Annotated in this window: 13 protein-coding genes; 7 read left to right on the top strand and 6 right to left on the bottom strand. The window is 45.4% G+C overall.

The window, feature by feature from the left end; translation table 11 throughout:
• Positions 1-18: 18 nt before the first annotated feature.
• The 6 genes from mnmG to rpmH all read right to left on the bottom strand — a co-directional run bounded on the left by mnmG (position 19) and on the right by rpmH (position 5,958).
• The gene (gene mnmG, locus DRW41_RS05185; protein ID WP_115450930.1) at positions 19-1,908 is read right to left on the bottom strand and encodes a tRNA uridine-5-carboxymethylaminomethyl(34) synthesis enzyme MnmG; all 1,890 of its coding nucleotides are present in this window, start codon (positions 1,906-1,908) and stop codon (positions 19-21) included.
• Between the two features lie 53 nt (positions 1,909-1,961).
• A complete protein-coding gene (gene mnmE, locus DRW41_RS05180; protein WP_115450929.1) occupies positions 1,962-3,347 on the bottom strand; it encodes a tRNA uridine-5-carboxymethylaminomethyl(34) synthesis GTPase MnmE in 1,386 nt (461 codons plus the stop codon).
• A 355-nt stretch (positions 3,348-3,702) separates the two neighbouring features.
• A complete protein-coding gene (gene jag, locus DRW41_RS05170) occupies positions 3,703-4,326 on the bottom strand; it encodes an RNA-binding cell elongation regulator Jag/EloR (RefSeq protein WP_115450928.1) in 624 nt (207 codons plus the stop codon).
• Complete coding sequence (gene spoIIIJ, locus DRW41_RS05165; RefSeq protein ID WP_115450927.1) at positions 4,323-5,099, bottom strand: YidC family membrane integrase SpoIIIJ; 777 nt, start codon at positions 5,097-5,099, stop codon at positions 4,323-4,325. Before spoIIIJ ends, jag begins: the two co-directional genes overlap by 4 nt.
• Before the next feature lie 142 nt (positions 5,100-5,241).
• Positions 5,242-5,607, bottom strand: a complete 366-nt coding sequence (rnpA, locus tag DRW41_RS05160; RefSeq protein WP_115451610.1) for a ribonuclease P protein component — start codon at positions 5,605-5,607, stop codon at positions 5,242-5,244.
• Between the two features lie 216 nt (positions 5,608-5,823).
• Positions 5,824-5,958 (bottom strand): 50S ribosomal protein L34, encoded by a 135-nt coding sequence (gene rpmH, locus DRW41_RS05155; protein ID WP_115450926.1) that lies wholly within the window; start codon positions 5,956-5,958, stop codon positions 5,824-5,826.
• Positions 5,959-6,626: 668 nt separating this feature from the next.
• Between rpmH and dnaA the strand changes: the two genes are divergently transcribed.
• The 7 genes from dnaA (at position 6,627) to gyrA (ending at position 15,867) form a co-directional block, all read left to right on the top strand.
• A complete protein-coding gene (gene dnaA, locus DRW41_RS05150; protein WP_115450925.1) occupies positions 6,627-7,973 on the top strand; it encodes a chromosomal replication initiator protein DnaA in 1,347 nt (448 codons plus the stop codon).
• A gap of 184 nt (positions 7,974-8,157) precedes the next feature.
• Positions 8,158-9,294: a DNA polymerase III subunit beta gene (gene dnaN / locus DRW41_RS05145; protein WP_115450924.1), complete on the top strand. Its 1,137-nt coding sequence runs from the start codon at positions 8,158-8,160 to the stop codon at positions 9,292-9,294.
• 276 nt (positions 9,295-9,570) lie between these two features.
• Positions 9,571-9,789, top strand: a complete 219-nt coding sequence (gene yaaA / locus DRW41_RS05140) for a S4 domain-containing protein YaaA (protein WP_115450923.1) — start codon at positions 9,571-9,573, stop codon at positions 9,787-9,789.
• Between the two features lie 11 nt (positions 9,790-9,800).
• The gene (recF, locus tag DRW41_RS05135; RefSeq protein WP_115450922.1) at positions 9,801-10,919 is read left to right on the top strand and encodes a DNA replication/repair protein RecF; all 1,119 of its coding nucleotides are present in this window, start codon (positions 9,801-9,803) and stop codon (positions 10,917-10,919) included.
• A gap of 9 nt (positions 10,920-10,928) precedes the next feature.
• Positions 10,929-11,159 carry an extracellular matrix regulator RemB gene (gene remB / locus DRW41_RS05130; RefSeq protein WP_115450921.1) on the top strand — a complete coding sequence of 77 codons (231 nt, stop codon included), beginning with the start codon at positions 10,929-10,931 and terminating at the stop codon, positions 11,157-11,159.
• A gap of 61 nt (positions 11,160-11,220) precedes the next feature.
• Positions 11,221-13,140, top strand: coding sequence for a DNA topoisomerase (ATP-hydrolyzing) subunit B (gyrB, locus tag DRW41_RS05125; RefSeq protein WP_115451609.1), 1,920 nt, complete (start codon positions 11,221-11,223; stop codon positions 13,138-13,140).
• Between the two features lie 135 nt (positions 13,141-13,275).
• The gene (gyrA, locus tag DRW41_RS05120) at positions 13,276-15,867 is read left to right on the top strand and encodes a DNA gyrase subunit A (RefSeq protein WP_115450920.1); all 2,592 of its coding nucleotides are present in this window, start codon (positions 13,276-13,278) and stop codon (positions 15,865-15,867) included.
• Positions 15,868-16,162 lie beyond the last annotated feature (295 nt).

Raw genomic sequence — 16,162 nt, 5'->3', positions numbered from 1 at the left:
CTTCATCCAACTCCGCTCTTATTCTGCTTTTACCCTTGCAATCCGGCCATGCTCCAAATACACGAGCAAAATCGAAATATCCGCCGGGTTCACCCCTGAAATCCTTGATGCCTGTGCAATCGAAAGCGGCCTTACTTGCTTCAGGTTTTGGCGGGCTTCATTCGCGATACCATTAATGGCGTCATAGTCGATGTTTTCCGGGATTTTTTTATTTTCCATCTTCTTCAGCCGGTCAACCTGCTGTAGTGATTTTTCAATATATCCCTCGTATTTTATCTGAATCTCAACCTGTTCTTTCACTTCATCTTCCAGGTTTATTTCCGGGGGAATGATGGATTCGATATGGCTGTAGCTCATTTCCGTCCTTCGCAGGAAATCGGCAGCGCGGATCCCATCTTTCAGTTCGCTGCCTCCGAGGTTCCGAATCAATTCCTGGACTTCTGCTGTTGGCTTGATGATCGCCGTTCTTAACCGCTTTATTTCTGCTTCAATCGCGGCATTCTTGCTTTTGAACTTCTCATACCTCTCGTCCTGGATCAGCCCAATTCGATGGCCTATTTCCGTAAGCCTGATATCAGCGTTATCGTGGCGGAGTAGAAGCCTGTATTCCGCACGTGAAGTAAGAAGGCGGTAAGGCTCACTCGTTCCTTTCGTAACCAAGTCGTCAATCATTACGCCAATGTAGGCGTCTGAACGGCTCAGAATGAGTTCTTCTTTGCCAAGCGCGTTTAGCGCGGCGTTGATGCCGGCCATCAACCCCTGGCCAGCCGCTTCTTCATATCCAGATGTTCCATTGATTTGGCCGGCTGTATAGAGGTTTTTCACTTTTTTCGTTTCAAGGGTCGGCCATAGCTGGGTAGGGACGATCGCATCGTATTCAATCGCGTAGCCCGCCCTCATCATTTGCGCATCTTTTAAAGCCGGTATCGTTTTAATAATCTTGTGCTGTACATCTTCCGGAAGGCTTGTAGATAGGCCCTGTACGTACACTTCTTCCGTGTTCCGCCCTTCCGGCTCAAGGAATATTTGATGGCGGGGCTTGTCGTTGAACCTTACCACCTTATCTTCAATCGATGGGCAATAGCGCGGGCCCGAACCTTTGATCATCCCGGAAAACATCGGGGAACGATGAAGGTTTTCATCAATAATCCGATGCGTATGTTCATTCGTATATGTCAGCCAGCAAGGAAGCTGGTCGGTGATAAATTTTGTCGTCTCATATGAAAATGCCTGCGGGGTATCATCCCCTGGCTGAATTTCAGTTTGAGAGTAGTCGATTGTTTTTCCATGGATCCGCGGCGGAGTGCCTGTTTTAAATCGAACTAAATCAAAGCCCAGCTCTTCAAGGTGCTCGGACAGTTTGATTGAAGGCTGCTGATTGTTCGGACCGCTGGAATATTTAAGATCGCCGATGATAATTTCCCCGCGCAGGAATGTCCCTGTCGTAATGATGACGGTTTTTGCCCGGTATATCGCACCTGTTTGAGTGCTGACTCCTGTGCAAACGCCATCTTCCACAATAAGTTCCTCGACCATGCCTTGAAGCAGGGTTAAATTCTTTTCACTTTCAAGTGTCTTCTTCATTTCATGCTGGTACGAAAATTTGTCGGCCTGGGCACGAAGCGCGCGTACCGCCGGCCCCTTCCCTGTATTCAGCATTCTCATCTGGATATACGTTTTATCGATATTTTTGCCCATTTCACCGCCAAGGGCATCGATTTCCCTTACGACGATCCCTTTTGCCGGCCCTCCGATTGACGGGTTGCATGGCATGAAGGCGACCATATCAAGATTGATTGTGATCATTAATGTTTTAGCGCCAATCCGGGCAGCTGCCAATCCGGCCTCACAGCCTGCATGCCCCGCGCCAACAACTATTACATCATAATTTCCGGCCTCGTAGTGCATTACGCTGCCTCCTTTTAATTAGCTTAATACTCTTCTTTATACAGAAAAAATGGTTATTTTCCAAGACAAAATTGCGAGAAAAGCTGATCGATTAAGCTTTCATGGACACTTTCGCCAATAACCTCGCCCAATAGTTCCCATGATCGGGTCAAATCAATTTGGACGATATCTATAGGAATCCCGTTTTCCACGCCACTGATAGCTTCCTCAATCGCATGCAATGCCTGTCCGAGAAGGGCTATATGCCGGCTGTTTGAAACATACGTCATATCCCCGGCCTCAATGGACCCTTCAAAAAACAAATCGGCGATCGCTCCTTCAAGCTCATCGATTCCCCTATCTTCAAGGAGTGATGTCGCCACTATACGCCTGCTGCCGGCAAGGGCCATTACTTCTTCCATATTGATGGCCTGAGGCAAATCAGTCTTGTTAACGATGATAATGGCGTCCATTCCTTCAACAGCTTTAAAGATATTCCGGTCTTCATCTGTTAGCTGGTCGGAATTGTTCAGCACGAGCAATATTAAATCCGCTTCCTTTAGGACCTGCCGCGACCTTTCCACGCCGATTTTTTCGACAATGTCTTCTGTCTCCCTGATTCCCGCCGTATCGAGCAGGCGAAGGGGAACTCCCCGGACATTTACATATTCCTCAATGACATCCCTTGTTGTACCCGGGATATCTGTGACAATTGCTTTGTTTTCCTGAGCAAGGCTATTCAGGAGGGAAGATTTCCCTACGTTCGGCCTGCCTACAATGACAGTAGAAAGACCCTCCCTTAGTATTTTACCCTGTTGAGATGTTTGTAAAAGCTTTTGAAGTTCTTCCCGTACATAGCCTGATTTCTCAAGCAGCATTGTGTGCGTCATTTCTTCCACATCATCATATTCAGGATAATCGATGTTCACTTCCACATGGGCCAGAGTCTCAAGAATTTCTTGCCGCAGCTTCTTGATCAATCGGGACAGGCGCCCTTCCATTTGGCCAAGCGCCACGCTCATCGCCCGGTCCGTCTTGGCCCGTATCAAGTCCATGACAGCTTCCGCCTGGGAAAGGTCAATTCTCCCATTTAGAAATGCCCGTTTCGTAAACTCTCCCGGTTCCGCTAACCTTGCCCCATTATTCAACACGAGCTGGAGCACACGGTTGACCGAAACCAATCCGCCGTGGCAGTTAATCTCAATTACATCCTCTTTCGTAAATGTTTTTGGCCCCCTCATTGCGGAAACCATTACTTCCTCGACTGTTTCCTCTGTCATAGGATCAATAAGATGCCCATAATGGATCGTATGGGACGCGACATTGCTCAGCAGCTTTCCGGAAGGGCTTCTGAACAGTCTATCTGCGATTTTAAAGGCATCATCCCCGCTCAGCCTCACAATCGCGATTGCTCCCTCGCCCATTGGAGTCGAAATTGCCGCAATTGTATCAAATTCCATGTTTCCACCTCTTTTCCTGACAAATTCATCTATTGTTTATCTCCCGTATCTTAATCCCACGCTCAAAGGACAGTAAGCCCTTTAGGCCAACTATCGCTAAAGGTCCGATTGGCTCATTTAACCACCAGCGAAACACCAACGGATTTCGTTATCCCCAAAATAACAGAATAGCATACTGTCCCTTTTCAAAAAACACATTTATCCACAAACACGCCAAATGAACATGTATTATTTTAACTTATCCACATGTGAATAACAATAAAGGCATAGCCAAATCTACTATCAAGGGATTTTTTTGCGCAAAAAAATCCCGCCTCCAGAGTTGGAGGCGGAATTTCGCGGAAATATTCAATTCTTAATGCCGGTTTGGCGTAATCACGATGTGCCTGTGAGGCTCTGTGCCATCGGAATACGTCTTTACCCTGCTATTTTCGGAAAGAGCGGTATGGATGACTTTCCGTTCGTAGGATGGCATCGGTTCTAGTGTGACCGTTTTCCCTGTTTTCACGGCTTTTTGTGCAAGGCGCTGCGCCAATTGGATCAGCGTTTCATTGCGGCGGTTCCTGTAATCTTCCGCATCAAGGATAACTGTAAGATATTGTTCCGAAAAACGGTTGATGACCAGCTGCGTCAAATATTGGAGGGAGTTGAGGGTCTGTCCCCTCTTCCCTATCAATAACGCGATTTTTTCTCCTGACATCACGAACGTTACATGCTTTCCTTCCCTGTTTGCTTCGATTTCAATGGGCGCGCCCATCTGCTCGCTTACCTGGGAAAGGAATTTTTTTGCTTCTTCGATTGGATCGGGTTTGAGGGTGACTTTTACAACAGCCGGCCTTGATCCAAAAAAGCCGAAAATGCCTTTTTTCCCCTCATCGACAATTTCTATTTCTGTGCGGTCTTTTGGTGCATTCAACTGAGCTAGTGCTGATTGGACTGCTTCATCTACGGTTTGCCCGCTAGCAGTTATCTGTTTCACTTCTTTGCTCCCCCCGCGCCGCCGGTGGCTGAAGCCTTCTTCAGGTCCGGCCCTTTAATGAAATACGTCTGGACAATCATGAACAAGTTCCCCACCACCCAGTACAAGGAAAGGGCCGCCGGGAAGTTGATGGCGAAAATCAGGATCATGATCGGCATCATGTAAAGCATCATCTGCATTTGCGGATTGCCTTCCGTTCCAGCCATCATCATTTTTTGCTGAATGAATGTTGTAATACCGGCGATAATCGGCAAAATGTAGTAAGGATCCTTATCTCCAAGGTCGAACCAAAGGAAATTGTGTTCCTTTATTTCCGCTGTCCTGGAAATCGCATGGTAAAAACCAATAAGAATCGGCATCTGGACCAAGATAGGGAAACATCCCGCAAGCGGGTTGACGCCATGTTTCTGGAACAGGGCCATAGTTTCCTGCTGGAGTTTCTGCTGTGTCTTCTGGTCCTTTGAGCTGTATTTTTCACGCAAAGCCTGCATTTCCGGCTGTAGGGCCTGCATCGCTTTTGAACTTCTTGTTTGTTTGATCATCAATGGCAGGATTGCCAAACGGATCAAGATGGTTACGACAATGATGGAAAGCCCGAAGCTTCCCCACAAAATATGCGCTCCTTCAGTAATAAGCCAGGAGAGCGGGTAGACAATGTACTCGTTCCAAAAACCTGTGCTTTCAGCGGTAATTGGCTTATTCACCTCAGTACATCCTGTCAGCAGAAGAACCAATAAAAATAATCCTATATACAGTATTTTTCGCTTACTCAACCGAAATTTCCTCCTTAAGCGGATGGGTATGTGAATTTATTTAAATCATCCCATAATTTCCAGGACATGCTATCTGAATTATTCTATCATTTTTTTAAAGGAAGTGCTTTCAAAATCTATGGAATCAGGAAAAAACGTGTTCTCACAAATCATTGTCGACAGGAAAATTCCTCTTTAATACTTTTGCGAGCTTAAGGACATGGGCGAGGCTCTTTTTCACCTCGAAAAAATCCATTTCCGCCGCGGGCTTCCTGGCAATGATAACATAATCGTTTCCTTCGGTGAGGCCTTCCTTCATCTCAAAAAAGGATTGCCTTATGTATCGCTTGATCCTATTCCGGGTAACCGCGTTTCCTATTTTTTTGCTGACAGATAGGCCGATCCGGAATGAGGCCTGCCCTTCCTTTTTTAGGACATAAACGATGAACTGCCTGTTCGCAGTTGATCTGCCCTTCTTAAATACTGCCTGGAAATCATTATTTTTTTTAATTCTAAATTCCTTTTTCATGACTTCACCTTCCATCCGCGCCCACTGATGGCCGCCGCCTCTAAGTTTCATCCTCTCCTTAGCAGCCGGCCGCTATTCGAACGGCTGCTAAGGAAGCATGAAGGCCGATTTTAAATCCGCGCGGCTCATTTTAGAGCCGAGAGTGGTTTTAGGGTGAGCCCGAAGAAAATCGACTTTGTTTTCAATAGAAAAAAGACCACTGAGACGGTCAGTGGCCTAAGCTGATAATACTTTTCTTCCTTTTTGGCGGCGGCGCGCTAGAACTTTGCGGCCGTTCGCTGAGCTCATGCGGCTGCGGAACCCGTGTACTTTGCTATGCTTCCTTTTCTTTGGCTGGTACGTCCTTTTCATCGTCTTACACCTCCCTGAGGAATTGCTTATATGGACAGTCTAGCTTGCTTTTAATTTACGCTTGGTAAAGACAGTCTTAATTATTATAGTGATGCATCCGGGAAGTTGTCAACTACTGATTCGGATTTCAAACAACTTCCAGACAAAAATTGAAAGATCAGATTCATGCAGCCTTTCTATCCTCCTCAGCTTTTTTAAAGCAAACACGCCCACTTTTATTCCTGTGGATAAATTCCGACAGAATTTTTGCCTTCTCCCTTGCTTATTGACAGGATTTTCACATACCCTAATGTTGTGGATAAATAAAACCTGGATAAACGCGTTTCTTGTGGATAATTACGAAAACCCATTGCGCCGCTTACTTTTTTTTGTTATTATAGTTGTGTTTTCACTTCTAATAAATCAATGTGGATAATCTAGATGTCCACAGATTGTGGATAAGTTGTGGACAGGTTATCCATCCTCATTGTAAAAACTTGTCCACAAGCAGGGGATATTGTCGAAACCTCTTATTCTTTCCTTATAATATGTTTTTCCACAAATCCATCATCTTGAATATTTATTCAACCCCGTTATACAGCTTGTATAACGCAACCCAAATATTCATCAAACATAGGAGAAAGGCCATAAGTGATAGTAAAAGAGACTAAAAGAGGGAGGGAAACGAGTTGGAAAATATATCGGACTTATGGAATGCGGCGCTCGCTACAATTGAGACGAAAATCAGTAAGCCGAGCTTCGATACATGGCTTAAATCGACCAAAGCGCATTTGCTCCAGGGTAATACACTTGTAGTAACGGCCCCGAATGAATTCGCGCGCGACTGGCTCGAAGAACGGTACGCCCAATTAATATCCGAAATCCTATATGACATCACCGGTGAAGAGCTGGAGGTAAAGTTCATCATTCCACAGGTAAAGAATGATGAAGAGCCCGAACTTCATTTGCCTAAAAAGAAGTTCAAAAAAGAGGAAGAAAATAATGATATCCCGCAAACGATGCTTAATCCGAAATATACGTTCGACACGTTTGTTATTGGATCGGGAAACCGTTTTGCACACGCTGCTTCGCTCGCGGTTGCGGAAGCGCCCGCGAAAGCTTACAATCCCCTGTTTATCTACGGAGGGGTCGGGCTTGGCAAAACTCACTTGATGCATGCAATCGGGCATTACGTCCTTGAACATAACCCATCCGCGAAAGTGGTTTATTTATCTTCCGAAAAATTCACAAATGAATTCATCAATTCAATCCGTGACAACAAGGCGATTGAATTTCGCAATAAATATCGAAAAGTCGATGTATTGCTGATTGATGATATCCAATTCCTTGCCGGAAAAGAATCAACCCAGGAAGAATTCTTCCATACATTCAACACTTTGCACGAAGAAAGTAAGCAAATCATCATTTCAAGTGACCGGCCACCAAAAGAAATTCCGACTCTTGAGGACAGGCTCCGCTCCCGGTTTGAATGGGGATTGATTACCGACATTACTCCTCCCGACCTGGAGACAAGGATTGCAATCCTGCGCAAGAAAGCAAAGGCGGAAGGCCTTGATATCCCGAATGAAGTAATGCTTTATATCGCGAACCAGATCGACTCGAACATTAGGGAACTTGAAGGCGCCCTTATCCGGGTTGTCGCCTACTCTTCTTTAATAAACAAGGATATTAACGCAGACCTCGCAGCCGAGGCGCTCAAAGATATTATTCCTAGCTCGAAACCCAAAATTGTCACGATCCTTGATATCCAAAAGGCTGTCGGCCAGCAATTTAACATAAAACTCGAGGACTTCAAAGCGAAAAAACGGACCAAATCCGTGGCGTTCCCTCGACAGGTAGCAATGTACTTGTCCCGTGAACTTACTGATTTCTCACTTCCGAAAATCGGAGAAGAATTCGGAGGCAGGGATCATACGACGGTCATCCATGCCCATGAAAAGATTTCAAAGCTACTGGCAACCGATGCACAGCTCCAAAAGCAGGTTAAAGAGCTAAACGAGATGTTGAAAGTTTAGCCTAATTGTGAATAACTCCGTTGAAGTTGCACACAGTCTGTCCACATGTGGATAGACTGTCTTTCCTTTGAATAAGACAGTTATCCACAAACCCACAGGCCCTACTAGTACTTCTACTGTTTTTTAAAAGAACTTATATTATAAATTTAATCAAAAAATTTTAACGTGAATCGGGGGAAGAAAAATGAAATTCAGTATCCAGCGCGACCATCTTGTCCAAAGCGTAAACGATGTAATGAAGGCCGTTACATCAAGAACGACGATTCCAATCCTGACTGGGATAAAAATTGTTGCGGGAGCAGAAGGAGTTACCTTGACAGGAAGCGATTCCGATATCTCCATTGAATCGTTCATCCCTAAAGAAGAAAATGGCGATGAAATCGTTGAGATCAAACAGCACGGGGCAATTGTTCTTCAGGCAAAATTCTTCAGCGAAATTGTCAAGAAGCTTCCTACCGATACGGTCGAAATCGAAGTACAAAACCACCTTCAGACTGTCATCCGATCTGGCAAGTCTGAATTCAATCTTAATGGCCTGGATGCGGAAGAATATCCACACCTGCCGCAGGTTGAGGAAAAGAACAAATTCCGAATCCCTGCCGATTTGCTAAAGGCGATGATCAGGCAGACCGTTTTCGCGGTCTCCGTTTCGGAAACAAGGCCTATCTTGACAGGTGTAAACTGGAAGGCCGAAAACAACCAGCTTATCTGTATTGCAACAGATTCGCACCGCCTCGCTATGCGTAAGGCACATGTTGAAACGGAAAACAATGATTCCTATAATGTTGTCATTCCAGGTAAGAGCCTGAATGAACTTAGCAAAATCATTGCTGATACAAATGAGCCGATCGATATCGTTATTACGGATAACCAGGTGTTATTCAAAGCAAAAAACCTGCTCTTTTTCTCAAGGCTTCTTGAAGGGAATTATCCTGACACATCCAGGCTCATTCCGCAGGACAGCAAAACAGATGTAGTCGTCCATACAAAGGATTTCCTCCATGCGATCGACAGGGCTTCGCTGCTTGCAAAAGAAGGGCGGAACAATGTTGTGAAATTCTCGACTCTTACAGATGGCATCGTTGAAGTTTCTTCCAATACCCCGGAAATCGGTAAGGTAGTTGAAGAAATCCAAAGCCAGTCTGTCGAGGGAGAGGAATTAAAAATTTCCTTTAGTGCAAAATATATGATGGACGCCTTGAAAGCCCTTGAAGGGACAGATATCAAAGTTAGTTTTACAGGAGCGATGAGGCCGTTCGTCATCCGTCCACTTCACGACGAGTCAACGCTGCAGCTGATCCTTCCAGTTAGAACTTACTAATTGCAAATAATTTGTGAAGAGGAGCTGCCGGGTGACTGGCAGCTTCCTTTTCTAAAAAAGAGACCTTATAAAGAACGCCAAAAGGCCAATTCACCAAAAAAAGCCTTAAAAAACGCTAAGAATCTTGCTAATTCTTAGTATTCTTTGTATCTTCACTGTTTTTTTAGTAAAATAAAGTATTAGATACTTCAAAATGGAAATGCTCAACCTCCCTTTGGGTTGGGCTGATCCAGGTTAAAGAATATGCCAATTTTCTTTTAGAAATGAGTGAGGAAAATGCCGGTTGAGATAAAAATCGATACGGAATACATCACGCTGGGCCAGTTTCTTAAGCTCGCTGACATTATTCAGACTGGCGGAATGGCCAAATGGTTCCTTGGAGAACATGAAGTGTTTATCAATGGGGAGCAGGATCAAAGAAGAGGCAGAAAACTCAGGGCTGGAGACAGAGTGTCCATTCCGGGCTTTGGTGAATTTACCCTTGGACAGGCTTAAGGGATGTTGACATGTATATTGAAAAGTTGGCATTAAAAAATTACCGGAATTATGACAGCCTTGAAATTGACTTTGAAAACAAGGTGAATGTGATCCTTGGTGAAAATGCCCAGGGGAAAACAAATCTAATGGAATCGGTTTATGTACTCGCCATGGCCAAATCCCATCGGACATCAAATGATAAAGATCTTATTCGCTGGGATGAGGATTATGCTAAAATAGAAGGGCGTATAAAAAGAAAACACGGCTCTCTCCCTATGCAGCTCGTTATCTCCAAAAAAGGCAAAAAGGCCTGGTGCAACCATATCGAGCAGCAAAGGCTGAGCCAGTATGTCGGGAACATGAATGTTGTAATGTTCGCGCCTGAAGACCTGAACCTTGTCAAAGGCAGCCCACAGGTCCGCCGGCGTTTTATAGATATGGAGATCGGACAGGTTTCACCTGTCTATTTGCACGGTGTCAGCCAGTATTTGAAAATCCTGCAGCAGCGCAACCACTATTTGAAAATGCTGCAAATCAAGAAAACCAGTGACGAGACAATGCTAGATATCCTCACTGAACAATTTATCCAGGCAGCGGTCAAAATCACCGCGAAACGGTTTGAATTCCTCAGGATCCTTGAGACGTGGGCCCAGCCCCTCCACAAAGGCATTTCAAGAGGTATTGAAACACTGGAAATACACTATTCCCCCTCTGTCAATGTATTAGAAGGCCAGGATTTGTCGAAAATGATAGAGGTATTTGAAGATAAATTTACAAAGGTGAAAGCCAGGGAAATTGAACGGGGAACAACCCTTTTTGGGCCTCATAGGGATGATGTCCTGTTTCATGTGAACGGGCGCGATGTACAAACCTTCGGATCCCAGGGCCAGCAGCGGACAACCGCATTATCCGTAAAGCTGGCCGAGATTGAGCTTATACACTCCGAGATAGGCGAATATCCAATCCTTTTATTGGATGATGTCCTGTCAGAGCTCGACGACCATCGGCAATCCCACCTCCTTAATACAATCCTTGGGAAGGTCCAAACATTTGTGACGACTACAAGTGTGGAAGGAATTGACCACCAGACGATCAAGGAAGCATCAACCTTCATTGTCAATTCAGGGGAGATAATACGCAGGAATTGAGGCGGTCCTATGTATATTCACATCGGGGAAGACCATATGGTCAGGGTAAATGAAATCATTGCGATTATTGATAAGGGCAGTGCCGGGGCTTCAGGATTGGCTGAATCGGGCGCAGCGATTAATTTATCAAAAGGCCCCTTCAAGTCGGTCGTGGTTACCGGGAAAAATATTTATTTATCCCCACTTGCCTCAACCACATTAAAAAAACGTTCAGCCCGGATGGGCATTCAGGACTTTTGATATGAACTTAACATAGATCAGCAAGGCAAATGCAATGAAAGAGCAGGTGAGCGGTTTGGCAATGGATCAAGAAATGAAAGAACAATCGTATGATGCCAGTCAAATCCAGGTACTTGAAGGCCTGGAGGCTGTTAGGAAACGGCCGGGGATGTACATCGGCTCGACAGCCAGCAAGGGTTTGCACCATCTTGTCTGGGAAATTGTCGATAATAGCATAGATGAAGCGCTGGCCGGCTATTGTGATAAAATCAAAGTCATAATTGAAGAAGATAATAGCATTACCGTCATAGATAACGGCCGCGGCATTCCAGTCGGAATCCAGGAGAAAATGGGCAGGCCCGCGGTTGAGGTTATCCTTACAGTGCTGCATGCCGGCGGGAAATTCGGCGGCGGAGGATATAAAGTATCAGGCGGTCTGCACGGTGTCGGTGCTTCAGTTGTAAACGCCCTGTCTACTTTTCTTGAGGTTTTTGTCCACCGGGACGGCAAGATCTATTATCAGAAATATGAACGCGGCGTTCCAGTCGCCGATTTGAAAGAGATTGGCGAGACCGAGAGGACAGGTACGACCATCCATTTCAAGCCGGATCCGGAAATTTTTACTGAAACGCTTGAATATGAATACGATGTACTTGCGAACAGGCTTCGGGAGCTGGCATTCCTTAATCGGGGAATTAACATCTCCATTGAGGATAAACGTGTAGAAAACAAGTCGAATGAGTACCATTATGAAGGCGGAATCAAATCTTATGTTGAGCATTTGAACCGAACAAAGGAAGTAATCCATGACGAGCCGATCTATATGGAAGGCGGCCGCGATGGCATCACGGTGGAAGTTGCCATGCAGTACAATGATGGCTATACAGGAAACCTTTATTCTTTTGCAAATAACATCCATACCTATGAAGGCGGTACCCATGAATTCGGGTTCAAAACCGCGTTAACCAGGGTTATCAATGATTATGCCCGCAGGAGCGGAATTTTTAAGGAAGCCGATACGAATCTGTCTGGGGAAGACGTTCGTGAAGGACTGACCGCCATTGTTTCCATCAAGCATCCCGATCCGCAATTCGAAGGCCAAACAAAAACAAAGCTTGGCAACTCGGAAGTTCGCGCGGTAACCGATGCCGTATTTGCGGACCAGTTTGATAAATTCATGCTGGAAAACCCTATTGTCGCAAGGAAAATCGTCGAAAAAGGGCTTATGGCTGCCCGTGCGAGGCTCGCCGCGAAAAAAGCACGCGAGTTGACACGCAGAAAGAGTGCGCTTGAAGTTTCGAGCCTTCCAGGCAAGCTTGCTGACTGCTCATCAAAAGATCCTTCCGAAAGCGAAATCTATATTGTTGAGGGTGACTCTGCAGGAGGTTCTGCCAAACAAGGCCGTGACCGCCATTTTCAGGCAATCCTCCCGCTTCGCGGAAAAATTTTGAATGTCGAAAAATCAAGGCTTGATAAAATCCTGTCCAATAACGAAGTAAGGGCGATCATTACTGCCGTCGGTACTGGGATTGGCGAAGACTTCGACATCAGCAAGGCAAGATACCACAAAATTGTCATCATGACAGATGCGGATGTCGACGGTGCCCATATCCGAACCTTATTATTGACGTTCTTTTATCGTTATATGCGGCAGATCATCGAGTCGGGCTATATTTATATCGCACAGCCGCCGCTGTATAAAATCCAGCAAGGCAAACGCATCGAATACGCTTATAATGAAAAGCAATTGGAGGAAATAATGGGTGGGCTGCCGGCGACGCCAAGGCCAAATATCCAGCGATATAAGGGTCTTGGGGAAATGAACCCTGACCAGCTTTGGGAGACAACTATGAACCCAGAGACCAGGACCCTTCTCCAGGTGAACCTAAGTGACGCGATCGAAGCCGATGAGACATTTGAAATCCTTATGGGCGACAAGGTGGAGCCCCGCAGGAACTTTATCGAGGAAAACGCCCTTTATGTGAAAAACCTGGATATCTAATCCGGATAGTCCCCATCTCGGTGATACATCAACTTAAAAGCCAGGATAGATAGGATCTATCCTGCTTTTGTAATTAATTTAGGGTTTTGGGCCTGTGTGCTAAAAAAGTGGCCAACCCCTAATGGAGGTAATCTGATGGCTGATTTTGAAAACCCCCGAATAAGGGAAATAAATATTAGCCAGGAAATGAAATCATCCTTCCTGGACTATGCAATGAGTGTTATTGTTTCACGTGCCCTTCCTGATGTCCGGGATGGACTGAAACCGGTACACCGCCGTATCCTCTATGCGATGCACGACCTTGGAATGCATTCAGACAAACCATATAAAAAGTCCGCGCGTATTGTTGGGGATGTAATTGGTAAATACCATCCCCATGGTGATTCCGCCGTGTATGAAACAATGGTACGTATGGCACAGGATTTCAACTACCGATATATGCTCGTGGATGGACATGGAAACTTTGGTTCGGTTGACGGCGACTCGGCAGCGGCTATGCGTTACACAGAATCCAGAATGTCCAAAATTTCAATGGAACTTCTAAGGGATATCAATAAAGATACCATTGACTATCAGGATAACTATGATGGAGAGGAAAAAGAGCCTGTAGTCCTTCCAGCCCGTTTCCCGAATTTGCTCGTGAATGGCACGACAGGGATTGCTGTTGGAATGGCGACGAATATCCCTCCACACCAGCTTGGTGAGGTAATAGATGGCGTATTGGCCGTCAGCAAAGACCCGGATATTACTGTCCAGGAATTGATGGAGACGATTCCTGGCCCTGATTTCCCGACTGGCGGAATTATCATAGGGCGCAGCGGTATCCGAAAAGCATATGAAAGCGGCCGGGGTTCAATCACTCTTCGTGCTAAAGTGGAAATTGAACAGCTGAAGAATGGAAAAGAAGTCATCATTGTAAATGAATTGCCATATCAGGTAAACAAGGCAAGGCTGATTGAGAAAATCGCCGAGCTGGTACGTGACAAAAGGATTGACGGAATCACAGACCTGCGTGACGAATCCGACCGAAACGGAATGCGTATTTACATTGAGGTCAGAAAAGATGCGAACGCGAATGTCGTTTTGAACAATTTGTACAAACAGACCGCGCTTCAAACAAGCTTTGGAATCAACGTCCTCGCACTCGTCGATGGCGAACCAAAAGTTTTGAATCTGAAACAATGCTTAAAGTACTATCTAAACCACCAGCAGGTTGTTATCCGCCGCAGGACGGAATATGAGCTTGGCAAAGCTGAAGCGAGGGCGCATATCCTCGAAGGGCTGCGCATCGCCCTGGACAATCTGGATGCGGTCATAACTCTTATCCGTAATTCAAGAACAACCGATATCGCAAAGGACGGCTTGATGTCCACATTCAACCTTTCCGAAAAGCAGGCGCAGGCAATCCTTGATATGAGGCTTCAGCGGCTTACCGGCCTGGAAAGGGAAAAGATCGAGGAAGAATTCCAAAGCCTGATGGCATTGATCGCAGAATTGAAAGCAATCCTTGCCGATGAGGAGAAAATCCTTGAAATCATCCGTGAAGAATTGCTCGAAATCAAGGAGCGTTTCAACGATAAAAGGCGCACGGAAATCGTTGCCGGCGGAATTGAAAACATCGAGGATGAAGACCTGATTCCACGCGAAACAGTTGTACTTACCCTTACCCACAATGGCTACATCAAACGCCTGCCGGTTTCAACCTATCGCGCCCAAAAACGCGGTGGCCGGGGAATCCAGGGAATGGGTACGAATGAGGATGACTTTGTTGAACAACTGATTACAACGTCAACCCATGATACAATCCTCTTCTTTACGAATAAGGGGAAGGTATACCGGGCGAAAGGTTATGAAATTCCGGAATTCAGCCGTACGGCAAAAGGAATACCTATCATTAACCTCCTGGGCATTGAAAAAGGTGAATGGGTCAACGCGATAATCCCAATTGATGAATTTGTCGATGATTGGTTCCTCTTCTTTACGACAAAGGAAGGAATATCGAAACGTTCGCCACTTACTTCATTTGCCCATATCCGAAACAATGGCCTTATTGCACTGAACTTGCGTGAGGGCGATGAATTGATTTCTGTCCGGCTTACTGACGGAAGTAAAGAAATCGTCATAGCCACGAAAAAAGGAATGCAAATCCGTTTCCCGGAAACCGATGTAAGGACGATGGGAAGGACAGCAACAGGTGTAAAAGGGATTACGCTCGATCAGGATGATGAAGTGATTGGGATGGAGGTCCTTGAAGAGGGCACGGATGTCCTTGTCGTAACCCAAAAAGGATACGGAAAGCGCACAGCCGCAGCCGAATACCGGATTCAGGGGCGTGGAGGAAAAGGGATTAAAACCGCAAACGTAACTGAACGGAATGGTGACCTTGTTTCAATGAAAACTGTTACCGGTGAAGAAGACCTTATGCTTATAACGACTGGCGGCGTGCTTATCCGTATACCTGTCGACAGCATTTCGAAGGTTGGCCGTAACACAATTGGCGTAAAGCTAATTAATATTAAAGATAATGAAAGTGTTGCAACGGTTGCGAAAGTAGAGAGGGAAGAAGAAGAAGAAGGAGAAAAGCCAGAAGATGAATCAGGCTTTTCCGGCGCGGCCGTGGAAGCAACGCATACAGATGAAAATATTACGGTAACTGAGGTTGTCGAATTGGATGAGCCTGCCGGGGATCTGGAACAAACTTCAGATGAAGAAAGCGGCGAAGAATAAGTTCGAAGCCAAACATTAAACAAAAGCGGGAAGCCGGGAATTGGCTTCCCGTTCCTTTTTTTCCTGAATTTATAGAAATGAATTATCTGAAATAACTTTCTGTTTTAAAAGGTATTGCCTGATTACTAGGATGCTGATATAATCACAAAGGTCGGCTTGAGTTGTTAACACGGACAAGTTGAAAAGTTTATAAAAAGTGTTGACGGAAGCTAACCGATATGGTATATTATTAAAGTCGCCGTTAAGCGACAATTGCTCTTTGAAAACTAAACAAACAAGCGTCAACAAACAATAA

Source organism: Neobacillus piezotolerans (assembly GCF_003362805.1).
GTDB lineage: Bacteria > Bacillota > Bacilli > Bacillales > Cytobacillaceae > Bacillus_D > Bacillus_D piezotolerans.
The sequence above is the reverse complement of the archived record's forward strand: the minus strand, read 5'-3'. Positions and strand labels throughout refer to the sequence as shown.

Bases quoted from the DNA above. Each gene is read 5' to 3' on its own strand.
- mnmE (WP_115450929.1), bottom strand. From the start codon at position 3,347: ATGGAATTTGATACAATTGCGGCAATTTCGACTCCAATGGGCGAGGGA.
- gyrA (WP_115450920.1), top strand. From the start codon at position 13,276: ATGGCTGATTTTGAAAACCCCCGAATAAGGGAAATAAATATTAGCCAG.
- dnaN (WP_115450924.1), top strand. From the start codon at position 8,158: ATGAAATTCAGTATCCAGCGCGACCATCTTGTCCAAAGCGTAAACGAT.
- remB (WP_115450921.1), top strand. From the start codon at position 10,929: ATGTATATTCACATCGGGGAAGACCATATGGTCAGGGTAAATGAAATC.
- recF (WP_115450922.1), top strand. From the start codon at position 9,801: ATGTATATTGAAAAGTTGGCATTAAAAAATTACCGGAATTATGACAGC.
- yaaA (WP_115450923.1), top strand. From the start codon at position 9,571: ATGCCGGTTGAGATAAAAATCGATACGGAATACATCACGCTGGGCCAG.
- rnpA (WP_115451610.1), bottom strand. From the start codon at position 5,607: ATGAAAAAGGAATTTAGAATTAAAAAAAATAATGATTTCCAGGCAGTA.
- rpmH (WP_115450926.1), bottom strand. From the start codon at position 5,958: ATGAAAAGGACGTACCAGCCAAAGAAAAGGAAGCATAGCAAAGTACAC.
- mnmG (WP_115450930.1), bottom strand. From the start codon at position 1,908: ATGCACTACGAGGCCGGAAATTATGATGTAATAGTTGTTGGCGCGGGG.
- gyrB (WP_115451609.1), top strand. From the start codon at position 11,221: ATGGATCAAGAAATGAAAGAACAATCGTATGATGCCAGTCAAATCCAG.